The 23,558-nt window shown below is 43.2% G+C and carries 30 protein-coding genes; 6 read left to right on the top strand and 24 right to left on the bottom strand.

All coding sequences use genetic code 11. The features are described from left to right. The first annotated feature begins 120 nt into the window (after nt 1-120). On the top strand, nt 121-291 hold the full coding sequence (locus EJA10_RS04310; protein WP_125478761.1) for an aspartyl-phosphate phosphatase Spo0E family protein: 171 nt from the start codon (nt 121-123) through the stop codon (nt 289-291). A gap of 48 nt (nt 292-339) precedes the next feature. Here EJA10_RS04310 and EJA10_RS04315 read toward each other — a convergent pair whose 3' ends face one another. The 7 genes from EJA10_RS04315 to EJA10_RS04345 form a co-directional block, all read right to left on the bottom strand. Further along, nucleotides 340-2,133, bottom strand: coding sequence for an ABC transporter ATP-binding protein (locus EJA10_RS04315; protein ID WP_125478762.1), 1,794 nt, complete (start codon nt 2,131-2,133; stop codon nt 340-342). A gap of 3 nt (nt 2,134-2,136) precedes the next feature. Next, entirely contained in the window at nt 2,137-3,885 is a 1,749-nt protein-coding gene (locus EJA10_RS04320) for an ABC transporter ATP-binding protein (protein WP_125478763.1), read from the bottom strand. A gap of 165 nt (nt 3,886-4,050) precedes the next feature. Next, nucleotides 4,051-5,184 (bottom strand): bifunctional cystathionine gamma-lyase/homocysteine desulfhydrase, encoded by a 1,134-nt coding sequence (locus tag EJA10_RS04325; protein ID WP_125478764.1) that lies wholly within the window; start codon nt 5,182-5,184, stop codon nt 4,051-4,053. Continuing rightward, nucleotides 5,185-6,108, bottom strand: coding sequence for a PLP-dependent cysteine synthase family protein (locus tag EJA10_RS04330; RefSeq protein WP_125478765.1), 924 nt, complete (start codon nt 6,106-6,108; stop codon nt 5,185-5,187). A 12-nt stretch (nt 6,109-6,120) separates the two neighbouring features. Beyond that, on the bottom strand, nt 6,121-6,588 hold the full coding sequence (locus EJA10_RS04335) for an S-ribosylhomocysteine lyase (protein WP_125478766.1): 468 nt from the start codon (nt 6,586-6,588) through the stop codon (nt 6,121-6,123). Then, on the bottom strand, nt 6,588-7,286 hold the full coding sequence (mtnN, locus tag EJA10_RS04340; protein ID WP_125478767.1) for a 5'-methylthioadenosine/S-adenosylhomocysteine nucleosidase: 699 nt from the start codon (nt 7,284-7,286) through the stop codon (nt 6,588-6,590). The genes EJA10_RS04335 and mtnN overlap by 1 nt, the downstream gene beginning before the upstream one ends. 24 nt (nt 7,287-7,310) lie before the next feature. After that, entirely contained in the window at nt 7,311-7,958 is a 648-nt protein-coding gene (locus EJA10_RS04345; protein ID WP_125478768.1) for a class I SAM-dependent DNA methyltransferase, read from the bottom strand. Between the two features lie 192 nt (nt 7,959-8,150). Between EJA10_RS04345 and EJA10_RS04350 the strand changes: the two genes are divergently transcribed. Then, nucleotides 8,151-8,507 (top strand): response regulator transcription factor, encoded by a 357-nt coding sequence (locus tag EJA10_RS04350; protein WP_125478769.1) that lies wholly within the window; start codon nt 8,151-8,153, stop codon nt 8,505-8,507. A gap of 70 nt (nt 8,508-8,577) precedes the next feature. On the opposite strand, the gene EJA10_RS04355 is transcribed toward EJA10_RS04350, so the two are convergent. From EJA10_RS04355 to EJA10_RS04370, 4 genes are all read right to left on the bottom strand, one after another. Next, entirely contained in the window at nt 8,578-9,219 is a 642-nt protein-coding gene (locus tag EJA10_RS04355; protein ID WP_125478770.1) for a Type 1 glutamine amidotransferase-like domain-containing protein, read from the bottom strand. Between the two features lie 109 nt (nt 9,220-9,328). After that, the gene (locus tag EJA10_RS04360; RefSeq protein WP_125478771.1) at nt 9,329-10,621 is read right to left on the bottom strand and encodes an MFS transporter; all 1,293 of its coding nucleotides are present in this window, start codon (nt 10,619-10,621) and stop codon (nt 9,329-9,331) included. A gap of 132 nt (nt 10,622-10,753) precedes the next feature. Next, complete coding sequence (locus EJA10_RS04365; protein ID WP_125478772.1) at nt 10,754-11,161, bottom strand: GNAT family N-acetyltransferase; 408 nt, start codon at nt 11,159-11,161, stop codon at nt 10,754-10,756. A gap of 10 nt (nt 11,162-11,171) precedes the next feature. Then, nucleotides 11,172-11,627, bottom strand: a complete 456-nt coding sequence (locus tag EJA10_RS04370) for a GNAT family N-acetyltransferase (protein ID WP_125478773.1) — start codon at nt 11,625-11,627, stop codon at nt 11,172-11,174. A gap of 130 nt (nt 11,628-11,757) precedes the next feature. Here EJA10_RS04370 and EJA10_RS23245 point away from each other — a divergent pair, with 130 nt between their 5' ends. Next, the gene (locus EJA10_RS23245; protein WP_170169062.1) at nt 11,758-11,922 is read left to right on the top strand and encodes a hypothetical protein; all 165 of its coding nucleotides are present in this window, start codon (nt 11,758-11,760) and stop codon (nt 11,920-11,922) included. A gap of 102 nt (nt 11,923-12,024) precedes the next feature. On the opposite strand, the gene EJA10_RS04375 is transcribed toward EJA10_RS23245, so the two are convergent. Further along, nucleotides 12,025-12,240 carry a YneF family protein gene (locus EJA10_RS04375; protein WP_125478774.1) on the bottom strand — a complete coding sequence of 72 codons (216 nt, stop codon included), beginning with the start codon at nt 12,238-12,240 and terminating at the stop codon, nt 12,025-12,027. Nucleotides 12,241-12,340: 100 nt separating this feature from the next. Then, the gene (sirA, locus tag EJA10_RS04380; protein WP_125478775.1) at nt 12,341-12,781 is read right to left on the bottom strand and encodes a sporulation inhibitor of replication protein SirA; all 441 of its coding nucleotides are present in this window, start codon (nt 12,779-12,781) and stop codon (nt 12,341-12,343) included. A gap of 250 nt (nt 12,782-13,031) precedes the next feature. Here sirA and EJA10_RS04385 point away from each other — a divergent pair, with 250 nt between their 5' ends. Next, nucleotides 13,032-13,667: an FMN-dependent NADH-azoreductase gene (locus EJA10_RS04385; protein ID WP_125478776.1), complete on the top strand. Its 636-nt coding sequence runs from the start codon at nt 13,032-13,034 to the stop codon at nt 13,665-13,667. 37 nt (nt 13,668-13,704) lie between these two features. Here EJA10_RS04385 and EJA10_RS23250 read toward each other — a convergent pair whose 3' ends face one another. The 11 genes from EJA10_RS23250 to yneA all read right to left on the bottom strand — a co-directional run bounded on the left by EJA10_RS23250 (nt 13,705) and on the right by yneA (nt 22,334). Continuing rightward, entirely contained in the window at nt 13,705-13,854 is a 150-nt protein-coding gene (locus EJA10_RS23250; protein WP_170169063.1) for a hypothetical protein, read from the bottom strand. A 170-nt stretch (nt 13,855-14,024) separates the two neighbouring features. Then, nucleotides 14,025-14,720: a lysozyme family protein gene (locus EJA10_RS04390; RefSeq protein WP_125478777.1), complete on the bottom strand. Its 696-nt coding sequence runs from the start codon at nt 14,718-14,720 to the stop codon at nt 14,025-14,027. 94 nt (nt 14,721-14,814) lie between these two features. After that, nucleotides 14,815-15,561: an SDR family NAD(P)-dependent oxidoreductase gene (locus EJA10_RS04395; protein ID WP_125478778.1), complete on the bottom strand. Its 747-nt coding sequence runs from the start codon at nt 15,559-15,561 to the stop codon at nt 14,815-14,817. Nucleotides 15,562-15,648: 87 nt separating this feature from the next. After that, nucleotides 15,649-16,173: a CBO0543 family protein gene (locus tag EJA10_RS04400; protein ID WP_125478779.1), complete on the bottom strand. Its 525-nt coding sequence runs from the start codon at nt 16,171-16,173 to the stop codon at nt 15,649-15,651. A gap of 114 nt (nt 16,174-16,287) precedes the next feature. Next, nucleotides 16,288-16,713: a VOC family protein gene (locus EJA10_RS04405; RefSeq protein WP_125478780.1), complete on the bottom strand. Its 426-nt coding sequence runs from the start codon at nt 16,711-16,713 to the stop codon at nt 16,288-16,290. Nucleotides 16,714-16,866: 153 nt separating this feature from the next. Continuing rightward, complete coding sequence (locus EJA10_RS04410; protein WP_125478781.1) at nt 16,867-17,889, bottom strand: DUF4030 domain-containing protein; 1,023 nt, start codon at nt 17,887-17,889, stop codon at nt 16,867-16,869. Then, on the bottom strand, nt 17,886-18,440 hold the full coding sequence (locus tag EJA10_RS04415; protein ID WP_170169064.1) for an RNA polymerase sigma factor: 555 nt from the start codon (nt 18,438-18,440) through the stop codon (nt 17,886-17,888). The genes EJA10_RS04410 and EJA10_RS04415 overlap by 4 nt, the downstream gene beginning before the upstream one ends. A 254-nt stretch (nt 18,441-18,694) precedes the next feature. Continuing rightward, nucleotides 18,695-20,704, bottom strand: a complete 2,010-nt coding sequence (gene tkt / locus EJA10_RS04420; RefSeq protein ID WP_125478783.1) for a transketolase — start codon at nt 20,702-20,704, stop codon at nt 18,695-18,697. 333 nt (nt 20,705-21,037) lie between these two features. Continuing rightward, a complete protein-coding gene (locus EJA10_RS04425; protein WP_125478784.1) occupies nt 21,038-21,271 on the bottom strand; it encodes a DUF896 domain-containing protein in 234 nt (77 codons plus the stop codon). Nucleotides 21,272-21,349: 78 nt separating this feature from the next. Then, entirely contained in the window at nt 21,350-21,994 is a 645-nt protein-coding gene (locus EJA10_RS04430) for a YneB family resolvase-like protein (RefSeq protein WP_125478785.1), read from the bottom strand. Between the two features lie 25 nt (nt 21,995-22,019). Beyond that, nucleotides 22,020-22,334: a cell division suppressor protein YneA gene (gene yneA / locus EJA10_RS04435; RefSeq protein WP_125478786.1), complete on the bottom strand. Its 315-nt coding sequence runs from the start codon at nt 22,332-22,334 to the stop codon at nt 22,020-22,022. Nucleotides 22,335-22,489: 155 nt separating this feature from the next. On the opposite strand from yneA, the gene lexA reads away from it, so the two are divergent. Together lexA and EJA10_RS04445 are read left to right on the top strand one after the other, a co-directional pair. After that, complete coding sequence (gene lexA / locus EJA10_RS04440) at nt 22,490-23,113, top strand: transcriptional repressor LexA (RefSeq protein ID WP_125478787.1); 624 nt, start codon at nt 22,490-22,492, stop codon at nt 23,111-23,113. A gap of 172 nt (nt 23,114-23,285) precedes the next feature. Continuing rightward, nucleotides 23,286-23,516: a hypothetical protein gene (locus EJA10_RS04445; protein WP_125478788.1), complete on the top strand. Its 231-nt coding sequence runs from the start codon at nt 23,286-23,288 to the stop codon at nt 23,514-23,516. The last annotated feature ends 42 nt before the right edge of the window (nt 23,517-23,558 follow it).

The raw sequence follows: 23,558 nt of genomic DNA on the forward strand, positions 1-23,558 counted from the left end.
TTTCTTTTGAAATTTGTCAGTAAATGCTATATACTAATATAGCACTTGAAATAATTTCTAGATTTATAACCATTTTACATAAATGCAGGTTAATAGATTTCAAGAGAAAGGATTTTCACATTGTCTAAAGAGCAGCTGATTACCCTTATCGAAAAAAAGCGGGAGGAATTGATCCAAATTGCTTCCAAGAATGGCCTGAGCTCAACGATTGCGATTCATTATAGTCAGGAGCTCGATGAACTATTAAATGAATACAACCGGGAATACATAAAAAAGGTCCCAGCCCACTAAAAAACAGCTAAACGCATCTAAGCGTTGTAGCTGTTTTTATTTTTGCTTTTAACCAACCACATCCTCAAGCCGCTCAACTGTCCCATTCTGGAGCAGGTACATTTTGTGGTACAGGCCCTGCTGCGCAAGAAGCTCCTGATGTGTACCCCGTTCGATAATTTCACCATGATGCAAAACGATGATCTGATCGGCATCCTGGATGGTCGACAACCGGTGGGCAATGGCGATGGTCGTCCTGCCCTTCCGCATTTTGGCCAGTGCTGTCTGGATGGCTTCTTCCGTTTCCGTATCTATATTCGCAGTTGCTTCATCAAGGACAAGAATCTTCGGATTTGCAGCGATGGTTCTCGCAAATGCAATCAGCTGCCTTTGTCCGCTTGAAAAAGTCGAACCTCGTTCTGTCACCTTCTGGGCATATCCGTCCTCCAGTTTATCGATGAAAGAATCTGCCTGGACAAATTCAGCCGCCTTCTTGATATCCTCATCTGTCAAGCTGGTGTTATGCAGCCGGATATTATCGCCGACTGTCCCATAGAACAGGAATGGATCCTGAAGGACAAGCCCCATTTTATCACGCAACTCTTTTGCAGGATAATTTTTGATCGATTGGTCATCAATCAGGATTTCACCGCGTTCGAATTCATAGAAACGCATCAGCAAATTGATGATTGAGCTCTTTCCGCTTCCTGTGTGGCCGACAAACGCGAGAGTCTCCCCAGGTTTCACGGTAAAGCTGATATTCTTTAACACATCTCTTTTTCCATCATATGAAAAGCTGACATCCTTAAATTCGATTTTTCCTTCACTGATTTCTTTCTGTTCCGTTCCTGATTGGCCTGGTGCAATTTCTTCCTCATCTAGCAATTTAAACACTCGTGACGCTGCGACGATTGCCTGCTGATACATGGAAAGGCGCATCATCATATTGTTCACCGGCTCGAAAAAACGGTCCAGATAGTTGATGAACGCATACAGCACACCAATTTCTATTGGACTGTCGAAAGAGGTGATTCCAAAGAAGCTTAATACGATAATCAATGCAAGAACATAAACCAGGTCAACGGCCGGGCGCAGCAGCAATCCGTCCGCCTTGATATTCCTCATTCCAGCTTCATAATGCTTATCATTGATAGCTCCGAATTCACTTTTCAGCCTCTCTTCCTGGCGGAACATCTGGATGATCGCCATCCCCTGGATCGATTCGCTTAGCTTTGCGTTCAACTGGCTCAGGCGCTCGCGCAAATCCTGATAAAACTTCGAACTCAGCTTACGATACAAGCTCATGATGAAGACAATCAGCGGCAAAATCAGCATCGTGAACAATGCGAGCTTGACATTCAGGATAAACATGGCCACGAAAATCCCGAACAATAAGAAGCCACTCTGGATGAAGGTCGCAATGACACTGACGAACATATCCTTTAAGGCCTCGGTATCATTCGTTACTCTCGAAACCAAAGACCCGGCTGGCGTTTTATCGAAGAATCTCAGTCCAAGCTGTTGAACTTTCGTAAAAACATCGATCCGCATTTGCTGGATGATCTTTAGCGCGATCTCTTGAAACTTCAGCAGCTGAAAGTAAGATACCAGCACATTGAGGATGTGGATACCGATATAGGCGGACCCTAACATCAGCAGAGGTGTAAATGGCAGGTTGCCCTGGCTCAGATAATCATCAATGAAGATCTTCACCAAAATCGGTCCGAGCACGTCGCCAATCGTTGCGACCATCAGGAGACCAAATGCGGCAAAGATCATTTTCATGTGCGGCTTAGCATAAGCTAGAAGCCGGAACAGCACGGAACGCTGCTCTTTCGCGTTTAATACTGGCGTTTTTTCCATTGGTCACCCTCCCTGCTCGACAAGTTCTTCAAGCTGCTGCCTCAAATACATATCTTTATACCAGCCATCATGCTCCATCAACTGGTCGTGTGTGCCGCGTTCAGCGATGCGACCACCTTCAAGGACCAGGATCAGATCAGCATGATGGATCGCACTCAGGCGGTGAGCAGTGATGATTGTTGTCTTATCTCTTCTGTTTTCTTTTAATGCCGATAAAATCTGCTCTTCTGTCTTCGCATCTACTGCTGACAATGAATCATCGAGAATCAGGATTTCAGGATTCATCACCAGTGCACGGGCAATCGAGATTCGCTGTTTCTGCCCTCCGGATAATGAAACCCCACGTTCGCCAACGACCGTTCCATAACCATCGCTGAATTCAAGAATGTCATCATGAATGTTTGCCACTTTTGCTGCAGTAAAGATGATTTCGTCGTCAACTGCCGGATTCGCGAAGGCAATATTCTCTTTTACCGTTGCGGAAAAAAGAAAATGGTCCTGGGGAACATAGCCAATTGCTTCTCTTAAGCGGTCCATCTTATAATCCTGAATGTTCCGGCCGCCAATACTGATACTTCCATCTGAAAGGTCGAATTCCCTGATCAACAGTTTGAGCAAAGTCGTTTTACCGGCACCTGTTTTTCCTACAATGCCCAGCGTCTGCCCTTTTCCCAGCTCAAACTTCAAATCCTTCACGATTGGTTCCGAGTCGTTAGGATAGGTAAATGAACGGATCTCATAGGCAATGCTGCCTTCGGGTACGATATCAAGTGCATCCGGCTTATCCTGGATATCGATTTTTTCATCGAGCAATGCAGCTACACGGTCATAAGAAGCCCTGCCCCGTTCCACAATATTGAAAAACCAGCCAAAAGCAAGCATCGGCCAAATCAACAGGCCAAGATAGGACGTAAAGGAAACGAGCTGGCCGATTGACAGTTCTCCATTCAGTACATATCTGGAACCAAAAGCAATCGATAAGAAAAAGGAGATGCCGACGATGATTGAAATGGTTGGATCAAATAAAGCATCTACCTTAGCTACCGATATATTCTTATTTACTACATCCTCAGACTGTTTGCGGAAGTCTTCTATATCTTCTTTTTCCTGACCAAAGGTTTTAATCACTTTGATTCCGGTGATGCTTTCCTGTGTTTTATCATTCAAGCTTGAAAAAGCCTCCTGGGCCTTATGGAACCTTTTATGAAGCATGGTACCATACCAGCTAGTCAGCAACGCCATCAGCGGCATCGGTATCAGTGCGATCAGCGTCAGCTTCCAGCTGATTGTCGCTGCCATGGCGATGATGACAAATCCACCCGTTGAAACAGAATCGACAAACGTAAGAACACCTGCACCAGCTGTCTGCTGGATTGCCGAAAGATCATTCGTGGCGTGCGCCATCAAATCGCCCGTTCTCCTTTTCTGGTAAAAGGATTGCGACATGCTTGTGAAATGATCATACAGCCGGCTCCTCAACAGACGAGCCAATTTTACAGCCGACCCAAAAATCATGATTCGCCAGTAATAACGGAGGGAATACATCGCCAACCCTGAAGCAGCCAGTACAAACATCCATGTACCCAGCTTCCCTGCCGTAAGTGTACCTTCCGTTATTTCATCAACAATAATGCCGATGACCCGCGGCGGCACAAGCTGGAGCAGCGCGACAAACAGCAGCAGGATGATTCCTGATATATACGCTTTTTTCTCCGCTTTAAAATACCACATCAAATCTTTGAATACGCTCATATGTATATCCCCCAAACCCCTCAAATGCTTAAATAGTTTAACAAATATTTGTAAAATGGGGAAGATTTTTTATCTTCTACTCAAATAAGATTTGGTCTTTCATGGTCTCCCATATAAGAATTTTTCCCATAAGAAAAAGGGCATTAGCGCCCTTTTTTCAAATTCTTATTCTAAAGCTTGCTTCAAATCCTCAATCAGGTCTTCTGCATCCTCGATTCCGACTGAAATACGGATCAAGCCATCAGTTATGCCTAGTTCAGCCCTTCTTTCTGCAGGAATGGATGCATGAGTCATCTTTGCCGGTACAGAAATCAAACTTTCGACTGCTCCCAGACTTTCAGCGAGGGTAAAATAGTTAACCTTCCTTAATACTTCAGCCGCTTTTTCTGCACTTCCAACATCAAAGCTCACCATTCCCCCGTATCCGCCAGCCTGCTGCTTGGCGAGTGAATGCTGCGGATGCGTTTCAAGGCCCGGGTAATATATTTTTTCCACACTGGAATGACTTGAAAGGAACTCGACGATTTTTTTCGTATTTGCTTCGTGAGCCTCCATTCGCAGTCCAAGTGTTTTCATCCCTCTCACCAGCAGCCAGGAATCTTGCGGACCTAAAATCCCGCCAGTTGAATTTTGAACAAAATGAAGGTCTTCTGCAAGTTGATCATCATTAGCAACGACCAATCCGGCAACAACATCGCTGTGGCCTCCGAGATATTTCGTTGCAGAATGAAGGACAAGGTCCGCCCCTAGTGTAAGTGGTGTCTGCCAGTATGGTGTGCTGAATGTGTTATCAACGATTGTAAGCAAGCCATTCTCCTTTGCCAATTGGGCACATGCACGAATATCCGTCACTTTTAACAGAGGATTCGTCGGCGTCTCGATATACAGCGCTTTTGTGTTTGGCTGAATGGCTGCTTTCACCTTTTCCAGATCCGTTGTGTCTACAAAAGTGGACTCAATGCCGATTCGGTTAAGGACTTTGCTCATGATTCGATATGTGCCGCCATAGACATCGTCTGTCAGGATGACATGGTCACCCGAACTGAACAGCATCATTACTGCAGTAATAGCGGCCATCCCCGAACCAAAAGCAAAGCCTCTTTTCCCCTCTTCCAGATCCTTGATTAATTCTTCAAGGGCAAACCGTGTCGGGTTTCCTGTCCGTGAATATTCATATCCACTATGAATTCCCACATCCTCTTGTTTGTAGGTGCTAACCTGGTAAATGGGAAAAGATACTGCGCCCGTCGTTTTATCGCCGGGAATACCGCCATGGATCAATTTTGTTTTCCGTTTCATTTAGATACCCCCGTTATAAATTTTTTTGCTTAAATATCGCTCGCTTCCATCCGGAAAAACTGTAACTATATTTGTTCCGGATGAGGCTTTCCTGGCTTCGATCAATGCAGCATGCAAGACAGCACCGGATGAACTGGCCGCAAGGATTCCCTCCCTGGAAGCCAGCTGTTTCACCCGTTCGAATGCGTCTTCATCTGAGATGGTATGGATTTCGTCGAAGTAAGCCCTATCCATATAGCCTGGCAGAAATTCCATGCCAATGCCTTCTGTTTTGTGCGGACCTGACTGGCCGCCGTTAAGAATCGATCCTTCTGGTTCTACAATCACAGTCTTTACATCTGGATTTTTCTCTTTTAAGTACCTTGCTGTTCCCATGAAGGTACCACCTGTACCTGCTCCTGCTAAGAATATATCAATCTCTCCATCCAGATCTGCCCAAATCTCCGGACCCAGTGTTTTATAGTAGGTTTCGGGATTCGCCGGGTTGGAGAATTGCGAAGGCGAGTAGGAGCCAGGAATTTCCTTTAACAACTGTTCCGTTTTGCGGATTGCTCCTTCCATTCCTTGTGAAGTAGGAGTATGGATGATGTTTGCCCCAAGTGCCTTCATGATCGCCTGTTTTTCCAGACTGAACTTCTCCGGGACCACAAATATCACGTTAATTCCTTTATTGATTGCTGCCAGCGCCAATCCAATCCCAGTGTTGCCAGCAGTTGGTTCGATCAAAGTCCCTCCATGAGCTAATTTGCCTGTCTGGAATGCCTCATTGATCAATTCCATTCCCAGCCGGTCTTTAATGCTTCCCCCAGGGTTGAGGTATTCCAATTTGGCAAACAAACGGACATTTTCGGGCAAATCGAATTGTGTCAACTCTATCATCGGTGTATGTCCGATCAGTTCATGGATGCTTCGATAAACCGTCATTTCACTCTCTCCTTATTCTGCAAATACCTGGCGCCACTCATCTTTCTTCTCAAGCATCTTAGCAGCGATCTCCTTGGCTCCCTCGAGACTGTGGCTCGCTGCCCATCCGCATTGAATTTCATTGCAGGCAGGGACTTCGTCTGCAGCCAGTACATCATTCAAGGTTTCTTCCAGAACCTCGAGAATGTTATCATAATCATCATGATTGATTACCGATAAATAAAAGCCAGTTTGGCATCCCATTGGACTGATATCGACGACTGTGTCGTGATGATTGCGGATATTCTCTGCCATCAGGTGTTCCAAAGAGTGGAGACCTGGCATTTCCATATGTTCCTGATTCGGCTGGCAAAAACGGAGATCATACTTATGTATGACATCGCCGTTTGCACCCTTTGTGGTACCTGCCAAACGGACATATGGCGCGACAACCTTTGTATGATCCAAATTAAAGCTTTCAACATTCATTTTCTTGACCATTATTTCTTCAGCTCCTCTAACATTAGTAAAATCAATTCTGCGGAATTTTTAGCGGCCGTAACAAGGTATTGGTCGAATGATATATTCGAGTCCTTTCCGGCGATATCGGATAGCGACCTGATAATCACAAAAGGAATGGCAAACTGGTGTGCCACCTGCGCGATTGCAGCAGCTTCCATTTCTGCCGCGTATAGATCCGGCAGCTTTGAACGGATGAAGTCTACCCTTGCAGGATCATTCATGAACGAATCCCCTGAAGCAATCAAGCCCTTCATGACCTTGATGTCCTTGATCTGCTCTGCGCTTTTAACTGCGACATCGACCAGATTTTCATCCGGTGCGAAATATGCCGGCATTCTTGGGACCTGCCCGTATTCGTATCCAAAAATGGTCACATCCACGTCATGATGCCTAACCTCTGTTGAAATCACAACATCGCCCACATTCAGCTCCTCGTGGAACCCACCTGCAGACCCTGTATTGATGATAAAATCTGGCTGATATTCTTGAACCATAATTGCCGTCCCCATGGCTGCGTTCACTTTGCCGATTCCTGACTTCAGCAATACAACCTCAAGGCCATCAATTTTCCCAAGGTAAAAATCACTTCCTGCCAGATTGGTATCTTCCCTGTCCTGAAGTTTGCTGCGAAGCAGCTCCACTTCTTCATCCATTGCCCCGATAATTCCAACTCTCATAGCTACGACTCTCCTAAACTATCGTTATTTTTTGCTTCCTTTCACGGCTTCCATCAGCCAAACATAGGTATTTAACTTCTGGAACTCGACAAGGAAACCATTTTGCCGAAAGATCTCCTCCAAGACTTCAAGGGTTGTATAATACTCTCTCTGCAGATCCTCAAGGAGGTTTTCATATCCATGTTCCTTTACAAGTCTATGTCTTTCTTTGCGGTCATCTTCATTCAAATAAGCCGTATCTGCAAATACAATTTTTCCGCCATCTTCTAATAAATCAGCATACCGTTTTACCGCCGTGTCCTTTTCGGTATCCGTCAGATGGTGAAAAGCATATGTGCTGACAATTGAATCCACTTTTTCAGGCAGCTCAGGAAATTCAATAAAATCTCCATCATATAAAGAAAGATTCATGAAGCGCGCTTTTGTTTTCTCCCTCATGATTTTGGAAGGCTCGACTCCATATACTTTCCTGCCAAGCGCAATCAATTTCTCCGTGAGATTTCCAGTACCGACGCCAAACTCAAGCACGATACCCTCCGACTTACTTGCCACCACGTCTAATATTTTATCATAATCTTCAAAAACTTCTTTATACTCAGCATCGTTACCTGAGACGGTTTCGTCATAAAACTCTGCCCAATCATCAAACAAAGGGATGAATTCCCTGCCCATTTTTTTCACTCCGTTTTTATATTTTATAATTCCTATAAGTATACTATGAATTAAAACGTTATAGGTCACATATTAGCATACGAAGATTCTGAAATCAATTTATAATTTCCGGAAAAGAATCCCTTCAACTGAAGAAAACAACAAGCTGGTAGTGTATACTTAATTTAATCATGAATTTTTCAGGGGGAAAACATGGGTAAGAGAATTCTGGTTGCTGAGGATGAAGTACGAATCAGCCATTTATTAAAAATGTATCTGGAAAGAGAAACATATACAGTTGAATTGGTTGCTGACGGAGAACTGGCATTAAAGAAAGCTCTATCGGAATCATTCGACCTCATCATCCTGGATATATTAATGCCAGGTAGAGATGGCTTTTCTGTTTTAGAGGAAGTAAGAAAAACGAAAACCACTCCCGTCATCATGCTTTCTGCCAAAGGTGAGTCTCAGGATTTGAAACGAGGAGAAGAGTTAGGAGCGAACGAATACATCCTGAAACCGTTCAGTCCTCGGGATGTCGTCACAAAAATAAACGCACTGCTAAGCTAAGAAATGCAAAGCCCTCCATCCACGGAGGGCTCTTCAAATTAATTATGTAATACGTCGAGCTGCTTACTATCTAAGGATTTTTCCCTCTCCGCACTTCATTGATCGCTCCGCATAATTCGATTTCATTGCCATTGACAATGATTCCATCTTCTTCTCCACAAGCAAAAATGCTGGAGTCGTGAACCATTGAGTAATCAAGAATGGCTCCCTGCTGCTGATCATAGGATTCCCAGTGGGGAAAAAATTCAAAAACAACCAGCCCCAACCCGTCTAACTGGTCCAATTGCACCTCGTTTTCATCAAAGTACTTGGCTATTTGGATTGTTTCACACATAATTATACTCCCCGCGCTTACTCCAATCAACGGCTTACCGCTTTCAGCCATCTGCTTGATCAGGGGCAGAACACCCTTTTCCTTTAAGTTCTTCATAAAATAATAGGTATTGCCCCCAGAGAGAAAAATTCCATCACAGTTGGATAATTCTTCTACTATATTCTCCTGGCATTCCTGGTCCACATCCACATAAAGAAACTCTGTAACTCCTAACGCTTCAAGTTCCGGTTTGGCCATGGAGAAATACTTTTTATCCCAATCAGTTTGGGATGGGATGTATGCAAGCTTAAATCCTTCACTGCCAATCAGCTTCGAAATCTTCTCTTTTAAAAAAGGATTTTTCACGCGCACATTACTTAATAAAGCCAATCTGTACATATTCACACCTCTGATTTTACATCGATATATAAATAATGTTTCGTCATAAACATCGGATGTTCCTCTGCAGAAAAGCAAAAAGCCCGACTGAAAGTCAGGCACGCCACATTTACTTCCTGTTTGCCCAAATAACAAAGGGGATCAGGATGAGCGACAGAATGCCGCCAGCAAGTGACAGGAAGGCAAAACTGGAATTGGCTACTACCATACCGGAAAGCATACCGCCCGTTGCTCCGGATAAGGCAACCATCACATCAATACTACCCTGCATTTTAGCGCGGTTGACCGGATTGGTTGCGTCGACAAGCAACGCTGTTCCGCTGATCAAACCAAAGTTCCAGCCTAGGCCGAGAAGGATCAGCGCGAGTGTAATCCAAAGCATCGATTCACCTGGTGCAATGGAAGCCACTACCCCCGAAATCAACAGTGTCACACCTGACGCGATCGCCATCGTCTTACGGCCGATTTTATCGACTAAAACGCCCGTCAATAGGGATGGCAAATACATTGCTCCGATATGGAATCCAATTACCATTCCGACTGCACTTAAACCATGCCCGTGGTGGCCCATATGGACCGGTGTCATGGTCATGATCGCGACCATCACAAGCTGGGAAAGTACCATGATTAAAGCGGCAACCCCAATCCCGCGCCTATCAGTCGAATAGGTTTCTTCAATATAATCTTTAGCTTTGCTGGCATTCCGCTCGGCCAGCGCAATGGCCCTTGCTACAACAAATGGGTCAGGGCGAAGGAAAAACAACAGCACCAACCCGGCTATGATATAGGCTGCAGCTGCCAGAATGAATGGTCCTGACAAGGCAGGGACCCCGACTGACAAAGCAAACTCTCCCATCGCCTCAACCAGGTTAGGGCCGGCAACCGCGCCGAAAGTAGTCGACACCATTGCAATACTGATCGCTGTTGCACGCTGCTTCTCATTCGCTAAATCTGTACCTGCATATCGAGCTTGCAGATTTGTCGCGCTGCCTGCACCATAAATCAAAAGTGAAGCAAAAAGAAGATAGATGTTATTGGTCACTGCAGCGAAGATGACACCAATAGCCCCAATGCCCCCTGTTAAAAAACCAGAAGCCAAACCTGCCCGCCTGCCATACCGCTGCGAAAGCCTGCCGACAACCAGGGCGGCTCCTGCCGAACCGAGGGTAAATAGGGCGGTAGGCAAACCGGCCACTGTATCGGTACCGAGCATATCCCTTGCCAGCAAAGCACCGACGGTAATGCCTGCAGCCAAGCCAGCACCACCAAATATTTGGGACAGGACCACAATCAGAAGGGTCTTTTTATACAGTGCTTTTTGTTTCTCAGGTGATTCTATATAGCTCTGCAGCCAGGCTGGCTGGTCATTTATGGCCGCTGCATCGTCAGACTGTTGTTTCATATCTCAGCTCTCTCTTTCTGAATATCATTTGTAACTACATAATACCACTTCAGGTATATTATAAGTGCACTTTCTACCTGCCTTTTAAAAAAAAATATATTTAGGTGAAAACCGCAAAGTTATTCGAACTTATTAATTCTTCCCTGATTGATTCTGATAATTCCTGATGATCATTCCCGATGACTTGATCATCCCCATCTGTTCATAATAGGGCTGCAGGTTTTCGTCACACATCAGGTCAATCATATAAGTGCCCTCCAGCTCTTTAAGCATCCGACTTACCAGCTCCTTGCCAACCCCCTTGTTATGATATGCTGGCAATACCTCTAGAAATGGAATATAAGCGGAAAGAGTATGATCTGTTATGGCTGTAATAAAGCCAATTACCCTATTTGCTTCCTCATCTACCGCAATGATGACTTTATCACTTTTCTTTAGCAATTGGATATGAGTTTCTGTGTCAGGAGCATCCGGCCAACCGACAAAGAATCCTTCCAGCATTCCAGCTGAAATCCCCGCGGCATTATTTTTATATATCATGATAATCCCCCTATCGATGGCCGTCTTTACGTGCCTGGATATACCCATAATAGGCATAAGTCCCATTCTGACTCAAATCTTTAACCTCGAACCCGCATTTTTTATAGAAACTGAAATTATTGGCAGATGTATGGGCAAACCAGTCTCCGTGAGGCAATTTTTGCAGGCAAAGTTCCACCAGCTTTTGGCCAATGCCTTTACCGCGGTACTCCGATAGGATTGCTAGATCCATGATATTGGCGGCCATGATTTTATCAGAAATAACCCTGACCATTCCGACCATTTCCTCCTGGTCCCATACCGTGAATGCCCAAGTTGAATTCTCGAAAATCAGCGTAAACTTTTCCTTCTGCCATTCTGGCGTATTCCTTACCCAGCCGGCATCCTTGAACAATTTCTCCACCATCTCTGCAGGAACCCCTTCTGTTCCTTCTAGGATAACCAGTCCGTTAAAATACTGATACATAAATGATTTCCCCCTTTTTTATAAGGGATTATATTCTTTGCAATAGATGGAATATCCTGCCAATTTTACCATTTGGGATTGACTGTTTAATTTACTCCATAGTAGCAAAGCCTAATTTCAGGAGGTGTGTATGATGGTAAGAATCCACAATCCAGTAACCGGTGATAAACGCAAAAGAGGGATAGACGGACAGCTGCACGGAGGAATGCTCGAAACTGCTGACGAGTTTTTCGATTCGATCTTCCAGCAAAAAGCAAAGAAACAGGACGAATCGGAACCTGATGAACAAAAATAACGCCTGGTTGGCGTTATTTTTTATACATTCAATACAACATTGATCATCCTGGCTACCAGCCCATAAAGAAAAGCACCCATTGAATTGGGTGCTTTTCCTCTATTATTTTCCTGTCTGCTTGTTCATTGCTGACATCATTTGATTGATTTTCTTCTGGGATGGTTTCATTCCCATTTGCATCATCATCATTTTAAGCATTTGTTCATTGATTGGCGGATTCTTCTTCAGGTAGCTCTCCATATATCTGCGAGCAATGAAAAATCCTAGCGCTACACCGGCAAGCAATGCCAGGAAGCCAACTAGAATATAAGTCCACATAAAAAACTTCCTCCTTCATGTTGTCTAACATACAGTGTACTAAACCAAAAGCTATTATACAATATCTGTCGATTTTTTTCTCTATAATTTCATCATATATTTATATATATTTTCGTTCCTTGATCGGCTTTAGCCAGCCGTATTTTGTTGAATCTAGGTCAATTGCCAAAAAAGAAGACTCGCATTTGCGGAGGATTTCAAAAAATACTGTCTCTGCGTCAACGGGGCCGCGTGAATCCAATTCAAGCCATCTATCATGGACCTTTAATGTCGCTGAGCTATTATTAGATTTATTTTCAAAAATATAAACTCCGTCTTCCAGTTTAAATCCTTTTACTTTAGAAAGCTGTTGATGCAGCAGCTGATGGATGCGCAGTACAGGTATCGATTTCGTAACAAATCCGACCTGTTTCGCGAGGATTGATTTTAATTCGCCGTTTGCTTGACTATATTCCAAAAACAATTGATAAAACATCCGTTCTCGACCAAAATAATGAGAGGCAAATTCATCTTCAATTAGATATAGCTGGTAGGATCTCACTAGATCCCCTCCTCTGCAGACAAGCTTTTATTTTATTATAGGAAAACGTTTGGCCTGCGTTTGTCTAAAGATGCTGCAAAAATCAACTAATTTTGTCGAATTCAAAACTTTCTTACATTTAATTATAAATTTTCCCATTTAAATTGTCACGGAATTAGAAAACTGCCAAATTGTTCAGCTGAAATGGAATACTTGCCGATTTACAGGGGAATATATCATTGTTGAAAAGAAAGAGAAAGGATGAATGAATTTGGCTACCGTACTTTATATTACAGCAAATCCTAAACCCGTGGAGGAATCCTTCGGTCTATCTGTCGGAGAGGAATTCCTCAAAGCTTATCGCGAAAACAACCCTGATGATGAAGTCATCAGACTTGATCTTTATAAAATGGATATTCCGCTAATTGATACAGATGTTTTCAGCGGCTGGGGGAAGTTGCAACAGGGTTCTGCATTTGATCAGTTAAGCGACGACGAAAAGCATAAGGTCAGTGCCATAAACACGCTGACAGACCAGTTTATCTCTGGTGATAAATATATTTTCGTAACACCTTTCTGGAATTTCAGCTTTCCTCCTAAGATGAAAGCTTATATTGATAATATCGCAATTGCCGGCAAAACCTTCAAGTACACTGCTGATGGGCCTGTAGGCTTGCTGGGCGGCAAGAAATCCCTCCATATCCAGGCTCGCGGCGGAATCTATTCAGAAGGTCCAGCGAAGGATCTTGAATTCGGCGACCGTTACCTTCGTGCCGTTTTAGCATTCATGGGTATCACCGATATTGAAACACTGGCAATTGAAGGCATGGCGGCAATGCCAGATAAAGCACAGGAAATCAAGCAGCAAGCCATCCAGCGCGCCAATGAGCTGGCAAAACAATTTTAACAACAAAAAAAGCCTGGAAACAGGCTTTTTTTCTTACTTATTTTATTCCGTCCAAAGGAATCTCTTTGCGATGGTCGAAACTGAATAAAGTCCCTTCAGCAATCGCCTGTTCTTCTGCAGCCCCCTGCTGTGCAGCCTGGTTCAGTACCGCACCTTCCAATGGAATATCCTTTCCATATTCGAACATTGCATACACCTCCTGATATTTAGTATAGGTATTTGTTACTAATATATTTACCATGTTAAGTCTTTTTTCCTGCTGACTTGGGAAATTTTTTATATTTATATAGATATGATTACAAAATAAAAAAACACCCGAATTTTTTTCGGGTGTGTCAAAATAAATTGATATTGGAATTAGAATGACCGCTTTGTCATGGATTCACCCAGATCAGCCGGAATGCTGACAGTGATGGTTTCCATATGCTGGGCTACCTTGGTACTGTAGGTGAAATCACCATAACAGTAAGGATAGCGAAAATTGTTTTTATCGCCTCCGCAATTGTAGATTTGCGGGTTTTTCTCAACCTGCATCATCGAAAACTTCTTTGCCAGACCCTCACTGTGCTTGCCTCCGTTTATGGCGACAAAGTCGATGTAGCCGATTCCCATATTATAGGCCTGGATGACAGTCGGGAAATCAACCTGTTTTTGATTTCCATAGGTAACGGCCCGTTGGAAATACTTCACGCCCTGCTGGATGCTCTGCTGAGGGTCCTGTATCGTATTAGGGGCCAGTCCCAATGATTCAGATGCCTGCATAGGATCGCCTCCTCTTCCCCTGCTTTCTTGCATCATCAACGCTGACACCGTGATAGTATGTTCATCGAGTCCGACTTTTTTCAGTTCTTCTTCAATGATCGGAGTATACTTTGCGACCTCTCCGATTGAATTGTTAACATCAAGATTGATTGTCTGCACTCTCTGATGATATAAATCAAAGAATCTATCAAAAAGAATAAATCCAACAAATAACGTGAACAGCAAAAGAACAAGATTGAAATTACGTTGGACCTGTTTTTTCTTTTTGGATTTCTTTTTATTGTATTTCATCGTTTCTCTCCCAAATCATATACTTGATTTCTATTTTATTATTAATCAAAGAAAGATGAAAGGGAGCCGCTATTATTTTGCAGCTCCCTACTCATTATTCTTCATAAATCATTTTTCTCGTCATTCCGCCGTCGATGACTAAATCCTGCCCGTTAATGAAGTCATTCTCCGGATCAGCCAGATAGAGACATGCTTTTGCAATATCTTCAGGATTCCCAACACGATTTGACCAATGCTGAAGATGGTCCTTTTCCCTCAACTGATCGTAATCCTCCGTTTGAATCCAGCCAGGGCTGATGGAATTGACCGTAATTCCATTTGGCTGAAGTGAAGCTGCGAGAGCATGGGTCAAGGAAACGATTCCACCTTTTGAAGAAGCGTAAGCCTCTGAATTGGGTTCAGACATGGTCGCCCTGGTAGACGCGATATTGATAATCCGTCCACCCTCTTTCATCCTCCGAGCCGCCTCACGGGAGCCTATAAAGACACTTCTGAGATTCGTGAATACGACGTCCTCCCATTCCTCTGTTGTCAGTTCAAACAAAGGCTTGAATCTGGAGACCCCTGCATTGTTGACCAGAATATCAATCCTTCCAAAGTCCTTCATTACTCGATCTATCAGATTTAAGATGTCCTCTTCTATGCTGACATCTGTCCGATAAAAGACCGCTTTCCCGCCTGCCTCTTCAAGTAATCGTACAGCCTCTTTCCCCTTTTCTTCATCCTTGTCCGCTATACAAACGATCGCCTCTTCTTCGGCGAACGCTTTTGCAATCCCTTTGCCAATCCCATTTGCACCACCAGTAATGATGACTGTGGCCCCGGTGTACTTTCCTTTCATACTCTCATCCTTTCATTCCAAGAATTGAGTTCAATGCAGAGCACTCTCTCTTTACATTACCACAGATGCAAGTCTTGTAATTAAGGCTTACTTCATTTTATGTAACTGGACATCAAAAGCATTAAGCAAGAAAATGACCCAAATAGCAGACAGTCCCCATGTCAAAAGTGGATTTTTAAAGTGCAGCCTTAATAAAGAAAACATAACAATATTGAATAGAACAGACCATCCAATATTCCAGCCGCCATGATGATTTATTAAGTTCAAATACCGTTCGTTTATGTGTTCGATCAATGTGTATACTCCTACCCAGGTGAAAACCCACAGGATCTTTTTCCAGCGGACACTCGGAAACCGGCCAAGATAGATCAGGATGGTAGAAGGGTAGACGACAAACATAATCATTAAGGCAATGACTGTATGATTAACAAGAATCGATTGCCCGAAAATCGATTCTTGATACGTCCATTTCATTTGATTATAAAGCAGGACACCTTTGAGCAAATCTCCAGTAAAGAAAAACAGGATGGTGGGATAATACTTTTTCCACCCTTTCCAGTCCCCCCATATTATGGCGGCTATTAGAAACAAAGCGTTATAAACAAAGTGCATGGATTTCACTCCAACTTTTTTTTTAGTTTTTCCCATTCTAATAAAATCATGAAACCCATGCACCATTTTTTGAAACGGCGAAAAAAGGCCAGACTGGAAGCCTGGCCTTTTCGTTTATTTTTGACTCTCAGCAGAAACTTGCCATTGTACGCCGAATTTGTCTGTAACCTGTCCATATGCAGGACTCCAGAATGTTTCTTGAATAGGCATTGTGACATTCCCGCCATCCTGCAGCTTTTCAAAGACTTCGTTCGCTTCTGAAACATCGTTGATCAATAGAGCAATCGTCACCTGAGATCCGAGCTGGTACGGACCTCCAGGAAAATTATCGGAAAGCATTAAACTCGCATTGCCGATTTTCATCTGGGCATTCAATACCAGGTCCTTTGCTTCTGGCGGCAGCGGATTCCCCGGATTTCCGGGCATGTCACCGAAAGTTTGAAGACTGAGCACTTCAGCTCCTAATGCATGCTGATAAAATTTCACTGCTTCCTGGCCATTTCCATTTGTTACAAGATAGGGAACAATACCTGTGATCATGAGAGCACCTCTTTTCAAATTTAAGAACAAACGTTCGTTTTTAAGCTTACCAGAATTTTCATAAATAAACAATATTTCATTTTGCCCAGATTCTAGTTAACACAAACAAGTAATTGAATGCAAAAAAAGCGGAGGGGGCCCGCTTTTCAATAATTAATATGGAAAGTCATTTCCGCTCTTATCCCGGATAATGACCTCATATTCATCATTTTTTACAAGTGAGTTTGCTTTTTCCATTTCTATGAAATCCTCAATCTCGCTGCGAATTTTCTCTACCGTCTTTTTTGCGTTTTCATCCGAGGGCTTCAGGCTGGTTTTGATGAACATTTTCATCTTACGATCTTTATAGGAATAGCCATAACCGGAAACCTTATACTCTTTTTTCATGCCAAGCCCTTCAAAGATACTTCTTAAATATGATGTCCATATTCCTTCTCGCTCATTTTTCTCTACATCCACATCTGTAATGAAAACATCTTTTTCAGAACCAGCTGCTTTTGCAATCTCAAGGGCTGCTTTTCTAATTTCTTCTCCCCTTGCTTCAGTAAGTGGAATCTCAACTTCGATTTTCTCATTGAATGGGTTGACCATTAAGATTTCATACCCTAAGGATTTAAGTTTTTCGTCTACCTGTATTCCCAGTTCTTCATCCTTTTTCTCTTCGACTGTCATCGGCGTATATTCAGGCATGTATGATGATACATGAACTTTATAGGAATCATACCCTTTGCTTTTCATCACCTTATCGATGATCATGGTGATTTTTTCCCGTTCACGGTCAGCATCCTTCTCCGACCCTTCAATGGATACAGAGATTTCTTTCGTTTCTCCTGGACGCAACCCTAAAGCGAAATGTTTATAACCTTCCTCTTCCATCGCTTCCCAAAGAAGAACATCCATAGGTTCTGATTTGAAAATCTGGCCTAAATATGGAATTTTAGATGCCATTTCAGCAACTGAAGGATTAAGGAACGCTGAAGAGGTCAGAACGCCAAATCCGATAATGGCCGCTGCTGCAAAGTGAAAACTCTTCCTGCTTCTTTTTCTTCCTGTTGTTTTCTTTATTGGGTCCGCCTCAGTTTTTATATTCTTAGCAAAATCATATAAGGATGTGGGTACCTCGATTTTATCCAAATCTGCTTTTATCTCGTTTTTAATCTGATCATCCATCTTCATTGTGTGCTCACCCCTAAAATTTGATTTTCCGATAATCTTTCTTTTAAAGCGTTCCTGGCCCTATGAAGATGGGATTTTACTGTTGAAACTTTTAATCCCAGCAGATCTGATACTTCCTGTATCGATAGCTCCTGGTAATAGTAAAGGAGCAGGACATTACGATAATCGCTGTTTTTTAATGAATGGATTCCCTGTCTGATCTCATGATCGGTCTCCTCTTTTATAACAGTTTCCAGTACTTCTCGTTTGTCCTTTATGTAGTCCAACTCAATTACGGTCTCTTTCATTCTTCCGTTCTTTCTTAAAATATCGATGGACCGATGTGTAACCAATTTATAAAACCATGTACTGAAGTAGATAATTTCTTTCCCGCTCATGATATTCCGGTATGCTTCAATCATCGCGTTTTGAACGACTTCTTCTGCCTGCTCCTTAGAACGGACAATACTGAAGCTGGTTCTGTAGCTTTTTTCAATCAGCGGATTAATAAGCTCAGCGAATGCCGCATCTTCACCGTTTCGGATCCGTTGCATCAATTCCTTCTGTTCCATCGGCAGCACCTCCTTATTTGTTCTATTCTTTAGGCGCATGTAGTTGAGTAAAGGTTGCGTTTCCCTAAAAAAAATTCATAAAGAAAACCCGCCTGCTGGCGAGTTGTTTATTCAGAGATATTTAAGCTTTTGTCTTTATGCCAAACTTAAACACAGGTACATAATATGATTCATTCGCCTTCATATTAACATTCTTTTCCAATAAATTGCACAAAAAAACGAGCATGATAAATTCATGCTCGTTTTAGTAGTGATTAGTTTTGTTGAAGCAATGCTTTCACTCGTGCAACGACGTTGTTCACTGTGAAACCATACTCTTCCATGATTTTTTCACCAGGAGCTGATGCACCGAATGTATCAATCCCTAGTACTTCTCCTTCGTCCCCAACATAGCGGTGCCATCCGAGAGAAGATCCCATTTCAATGCCCAGACGCTTCTTAACAGACTTAGGAATGACACTTTCTTTGTATTCCTTAGATTGCTGTTCGAAACGATCCCATGAAGGCATACTTACGACTGCAACGTCAATTCCTTCAGAAGCCAGTGCTTCCTGTGCTTTTACAGCAAGTCCAACTTCAGAACCTGCAGCAAGAAGCAATGCATCTGCTGTATCTTTACCAGCTGGGGAAATCACATAAGCACCCTTAGATACACCATCGTAGGCGTTATTGTCAGTGTCCTTGATTGTCGGCAAATTCTGGCGAGTCAATACAAGAGCTGTAGGTGTCTTAGTTGATTCTACCGCAAGTTTCCATGCTGCTGCTGTTTCGTTTCCGTCAGCTGGACGAATGACACACAGGTTTGGCATAGCGCGAAGGCCCGCCAACTGTTCAACTGGCTCGTGAGTAGGCCCATCTTCTCCTACTGCGATGCTGTCATGCGTGAAAACATAAGTGACAGGCAAGCCCATCAATGCTGCAAGTCTGATCGCAGGCTTCAGGTAGTCAGAGAACACAAAGAATGTTCCGCCGAATACTTTCAATCCTCCATGAAGAGCCATACCGTTCATAGCTGCACCCATTGCGAATTCCCGCACACCGAACCAGATGTTGCGGCCTTCGAATGAACCAGGGAAGAAGTCACCTGTTCCCTTGATCATCGTTTTATTTGAACCCGCAAGGTCCGCAGATCCACCGATAAGGTATGGAAGATTCTTAGCGATTCCGTTTAGTGCTTCTCCAGATGAAGCACGGCTCGCCAGGCTCTTGCCTTCTTCATAAACTGGAATGTCTTTATCCCAGCCCTCAACCAGCTCACCCTTCATGGCTTTTTCAAGCTGGGCACCCAGTTCAGGGTATTCACTCTTGTACTTGGCAAATAGCTCATTCCATGCCTGCTCAGTTTGTTCGCCTTTATCTGCGATTTGCTGCTTGAAGTGATCATAAACTTCACTTGGAACATGGAAGTCTTCCTCGAACGTCCACTTATAAGCTTCCTTGGTAAGCTTCAATTCATCAGCACCTAGTGGAGCACCGTGAACATCCGATTTACCAGAAAGGTTTGGTGAACCGTATCCAATAATGGTTTTAACTTCAATCAAAGCAGGGCGGTTTTCGTCAGTCTTCGCTTCTTCGATCGCTTTGGCGATTTCGTCAAGATTGTTGCCGTCTTCTACACGGATGTATTGCCATCCATATGCCTTGAAACGATCAGCTACACTCTCAGAGAAGGATTTGTCCAGATCGCCATCCAATGAAATGTCATTTGAATCGTAAAGAACGATCATTCTGCCCAGCTTCAGGTGAGCTGCAAGGGAAGCGGCCTCAGCCGATACACCTTCCATTAAATCGCCATCACCACAAATGCTGTATGTATAGTGGTCTACAATATTGTAATTGTCCTTGTTGTATACAGCCGCAAGATGACGCTCTGCCATTGCCATACCAACAGCCATCGCAATCCCTTGACCCAGAGGACCAGTCGTTGCATCTACCCCTGCAGTGTGTCCAAATTCAGGGTGACCCGGTGTTTTGCTTCCCCACTGGCGGAAGTTCTTGATATCATCCATTGATAAATCATATCCTGCAAGGTGCAGCAAGCTGTAAAGCAACATGGATCCGTGTCCTGCAGACAATACAAATCGATCACGGTTGAACCATTCAGGATTTTTAGGATTGATGTTCATGTATTGAGTCCATAGAGTGTAAGCCATCGGAGCAGCGCCCATCGGCATGCCAGGGTGGCCCGAATTTGCCTTTTCAATTGCATCAATCGATAATGTACGAATGGAATCAATTGAAAGCATATCAATTTTATTAAACATTAAATACATCCTTTCTATAAGTACTGACTACATCCTTAATATTATAGCGAGAGAAATTATTATACAACAAATTGTGCCTGAAGGAGACAGAAAAGGCCGTATTGTTATTTATTTTGACACAAACTCGCTTCTGTTATGTAAAGCTAGCAGAGTTAGCATTTATAAATACAAATAATTAAGATAAAACTGAAGTTCCTCAACCGTGTTTTTCTCATATCTTGAAGTTACTAAACACTGCATTTAAATCCTGGCTCAGGAGCCTGCTTGATGTGTAAAGAACACACATGGAAAATAAAAAAGGAATACACTATTTTACATGTATCCCTGAGTATATTAATGCAGCTTGTTCTTTGCTTTTTCTTCCTTAAGCTTTTCTGGAGTAACATCGTTTCCTTCTGGGTCAACAATGGTAACTCCTTTAAGCGTGTTTAGCATGGAAGAGCGGAAAGACTGTAAATATTCAGCGCGAAGCTTTGTTTGTTCTTTGGCTTCAGCTTCTGTCAGCTTTGATGACTTTGCTTTTCTTGCCAGTTCATTGATTCTAGTAATTTTATCACTTGATAGCATGGTAAAGCTCCTTTGTAAAAAAGATACGTCAAAAGTCATCTTACTAAAAATAGAGTGTTTTTACAAGAATTGAGCTCCTCATTCTTTTGTTTCCATGTACTCCAGGTATCTTCGATTCACCGTTGCCTTTGACACATCATAGCCGAAGCCTCTCAGTGTAGCGGCTATTTCTGCAAAAGTGAGACCATTGTTTCGAAGCCTGATGATTTCTTCAATCGGCATTTCTTTTCGATCCCGTCCAGCGTGGTCTCCTTGATTCTTAAGGTTTCGCTGGGGCTTGTACCCGTGATCGATGGCACGTTTCATGCCGCGTTTAATTTTTATATTGTGGATTTTCCGCTGGTATTCTTCGACCATACTGACTATTTGCAAAACCATCGAATCAGATTCCGACAGCTGCAGCTCCCCATTGTGGGAAATACTGTATAGCTTCACATTTTCTTTCAATATACAATGAAGAATGGCTACTTTCGCGTTTCCCCTTCCAAGGCGTGTTTCATCCTGGATGAGCAAGGCATTGACTGAATCGTCCTTGATTAATTCCAACAGTTCCAATATACCATCTCTTTCAAGGTCATATCCGCTGGCCTGTTCCTTTATTATCCTGGCGACTTCGAATCCGCAATGACTTGCCAGGCGAAGCAATTCCTCCTCCTGTCTTGCCAGGGAGGTTTCCTGTGTTTCCTTTGTTGTGCTCACACGGCAATAGATTAGTGCTTTCATGGTGTCTCCTAATTCCAGCTATGATTTATTCTTCCGCTCCTGCAATCTGGGTGGGTTCCAAATGATCGGCGATGACAGGGATGACGATTTCATCACCTGGATAAATTCGTTCACCGATAATTCCATTCTCTTTCTCGACCCAGCTGATAAATTCACGATCTGAAAGATTGTGTTTATGTCCGAAACTCTCGGACAGCTCCCATAATGATTGCCCTTCTTCTATAGTAACAGTTATGTATGCATCATCGGTATTCAAATGGACTTTCGCCACTAAGGTAAACATCAGGCTGACAGCCAGCAACACGATTGCGTATGAATAGTTATTCCATAATTTTTTCATATCCAACACCTCTTAACGAATATATGTTCGGTTTATTTGTTTTCATTATAAATCGAACATTTGTTTTGTGTCAACTCATATATTCGAACTTATGTTTGTATCTATAGGAAGGACATGGTATAATAAGGACAAGAAAATATACGAGGTGCGTGAATATGACAAAATTATCAAAGCGTCAACAAGATATATTTGAATTCATAAAAGGCGAAGTCAAGAAAAAAGGATATCCACCATCCGTACGTGAAATAGGCGAAGCTGTTGGACTTGCTTCAAACTCCACTGTCCATGGCCATCTTGCTCGCCTTGAGAGCAAGGGCTTGATCAGACGCGATCCAACCAAGCCTCGTGCTATAGAAATCCTTGAAATAGAAGAAGATAGCCGCATCCCTAAATATAAGGTGGTTAACGTACCTGTTGTCGGTAAGGTAACAGCTGGTATGCCGATCACGGCGATTGAAAATGTAGAAGAGTACTTTCCTCTTCCGGATCGTCTTGTTCCACATGATGAGCAGGTATTCATGCTTGAAATCATGGGAGACAGTATGATTGAAGCCGGCATTCTCGATGGCGATTATGTAATCGTTAAACAACAGAAGACTGCCAACAACGGGGACATCGTTGTAGCGATGACGGAGGATGATGAAGCGACTGTTAAGCGTTTCTTCAAAGAAAAGGATTATTTCAGACTCCAGCCGGAAAACCCTACAATGGATCCGATCATTCTTCGCAATGTATCGATTCTCGGAAAAGTAATCGGAGTATATCGCCATATGCACTAAAAGCAAGCGTCCATCGCTTGCTTTTTTTCATTCTATTAAACTTATAAAGACGTACCTAATGGGAGATAAGCACATTTTAGCTTGGAAATGGGTAGATGCACTAGCGCCTTGTCCTAATCTACATATGATGTACTGTAAGTATTTTACGGATTGGGAAGGAGTTGAAAATGTTATGGGATACCATCGTAGTGATAACGATGTAGCTGGCATTTTTTCCCCTCACAGGGACAGAGACAGGGATCGAGTCAGGGCTACTGTAGATTTTGATGACCTGTGCCGTGCTGTCCGCCGCTGTATTATCGAAGACCTTCGCGACGCTGACCGTCGTGACCGCCGTGATGATCGCCGTGACCGTCGTGACGACCGTCGCGACCGCAAGAGATGCGGATGCGGATTCTGGTAATATCAAAAAATCCCGATTGGCAACTAGCCTCTCGGGATTTTA

It is taken from the genome of Mesobacillus subterraneus, assembly GCF_003937825.1.
Classification (GTDB): Bacteria; Bacillota; Bacilli; order Bacillales; family Cytobacillaceae; genus Mesobacillus; species Mesobacillus subterraneus.

Coding starts and splice junctions, on each gene's coding strand:
- EJA10_RS04315 (WP_125478762.1), bottom strand. CDS start 2,133: ATGGAAAAAACGCCAGTATTAAACGCGAAAGAGCAGCGTTCCGTGCTG.
- EJA10_RS04320 (WP_125478763.1), bottom strand. CDS start 3,885: ATGAGCGTATTCAAAGATTTGATGTGGTATTTTAAAGCGGAGAAAAAA.
- EJA10_RS04325 (WP_125478764.1), bottom strand. CDS start 5,184: ATGAAACGGAAAACAAAATTGATCCATGGCGGTATTCCCGGCGATAAA.
- EJA10_RS04330 (WP_125478765.1), bottom strand. CDS start 6,108: ATGACGGTTTATCGAAGCATCCATGAACTGATCGGACATACACCGATG.
- EJA10_RS04335 (WP_125478766.1), bottom strand. CDS start 6,588: ATGGTCAAGAAAATGAATGTTGAAAGCTTTAATTTGGATCATACAAAG.
- mtnN (WP_125478767.1), bottom strand. CDS start 7,286: ATGAGAGTTGGAATTATCGGGGCAATGGATGAAGAAGTGGAGCTGCTT.
- EJA10_RS04345 (WP_125478768.1), bottom strand. CDS start 7,958: ATGGGCAGGGAATTCATCCCTTTGTTTGATGATTGGGCAGAGTTTTAT.
- EJA10_RS04350 (WP_125478769.1), top strand. CDS start 8,151: ATGGGTAAGAGAATTCTGGTTGCTGAGGATGAAGTACGAATCAGCCAT.
- EJA10_RS04355 (WP_125478770.1), bottom strand. CDS start 9,219: ATGTACAGATTGGCTTTATTAAGTAATGTGCGCGTGAAAAATCCTTTT.
- EJA10_RS04360 (WP_125478771.1), bottom strand. CDS start 10,621: ATGAAACAACAGTCTGACGATGCAGCGGCCATAAATGACCAGCCAGCC.
- EJA10_RS04365 (WP_125478772.1), bottom strand. CDS start 11,161: ATGATATATAAAAATAATGCCGCGGGGATTTCAGCTGGAATGCTGGAA.
- EJA10_RS04370 (WP_125478773.1), bottom strand. CDS start 11,627: ATGTATCAGTATTTTAACGGACTGGTTATCCTAGAAGGAACAGAAGGG.
- EJA10_RS23245 (WP_170169062.1), top strand. CDS start 11,758: ATGATGGTAAGAATCCACAATCCAGTAACCGGTGATAAACGCAAAAGA.
- EJA10_RS04375 (WP_125478774.1), bottom strand. CDS start 12,240: ATGTGGACTTATATTCTAGTTGGCTTCCTGGCATTGCTTGCCGGTGTA.
- EJA10_RS23250 (WP_170169063.1), bottom strand. CDS start 13,854: ATGTTCGAATATGGAAAGGATATTCCATTGGAAGGTGCGGTACTGAAC.
- EJA10_RS04390 (WP_125478777.1), bottom strand. CDS start 14,720: ATGAAATACAATAAAAAGAAATCCAAAAAGAAAAAACAGGTCCAACGT.
- EJA10_RS04395 (WP_125478778.1), bottom strand. CDS start 15,561: ATGAAAGGAAAGTACACCGGGGCCACAGTCATCATTACTGGTGGTGCA.
- EJA10_RS04400 (WP_125478779.1), bottom strand. CDS start 16,173: ATGCACTTTGTTTATAACGCTTTGTTTCTAATAGCCGCCATAATATGG.
- EJA10_RS04405 (WP_125478780.1), bottom strand. CDS start 16,713: ATGATCACAGGTATTGTTCCCTATCTTGTAACAAATGGAAATGGCCAG.
- EJA10_RS04410 (WP_125478781.1), bottom strand. CDS start 17,889: ATGAAGATGGATGATCAGATTAAAAACGAGATAAAAGCAGATTTGGAT.
- EJA10_RS04415 (WP_170169064.1), bottom strand. CDS start 18,440: ATGGAACAGAAGGAATTGATGCAACGGATCCGAAACGGTGAAGATGCG.
- tkt (WP_125478783.1), bottom strand. CDS start 20,704: ATGTTTAATAAAATTGATATGCTTTCAATTGATTCCATTCGTACATTA.
- EJA10_RS04425 (WP_125478784.1), bottom strand. CDS start 21,271: ATGCTATCAAGTGATAAAATTACTAGAATCAATGAACTGGCAAGAAAA.
- EJA10_RS04430 (WP_125478785.1), bottom strand. CDS start 21,994: ATGAAAGCACTAATCTATTGCCGTGTGAGCACAACAAAGGAAACACAG.
- yneA (WP_125478786.1), bottom strand. CDS start 22,334: ATGAAAAAATTATGGAATAACTATTCATACGCAATCGTGTTGCTGGCT.
- lexA (WP_125478787.1), top strand. CDS start 22,490: ATGACAAAATTATCAAAGCGTCAACAAGATATATTTGAATTCATAAAA.
- EJA10_RS04445 (WP_125478788.1), top strand. CDS start 23,286: ATGGGATACCATCGTAGTGATAACGATGTAGCTGGCATTTTTTCCCCT.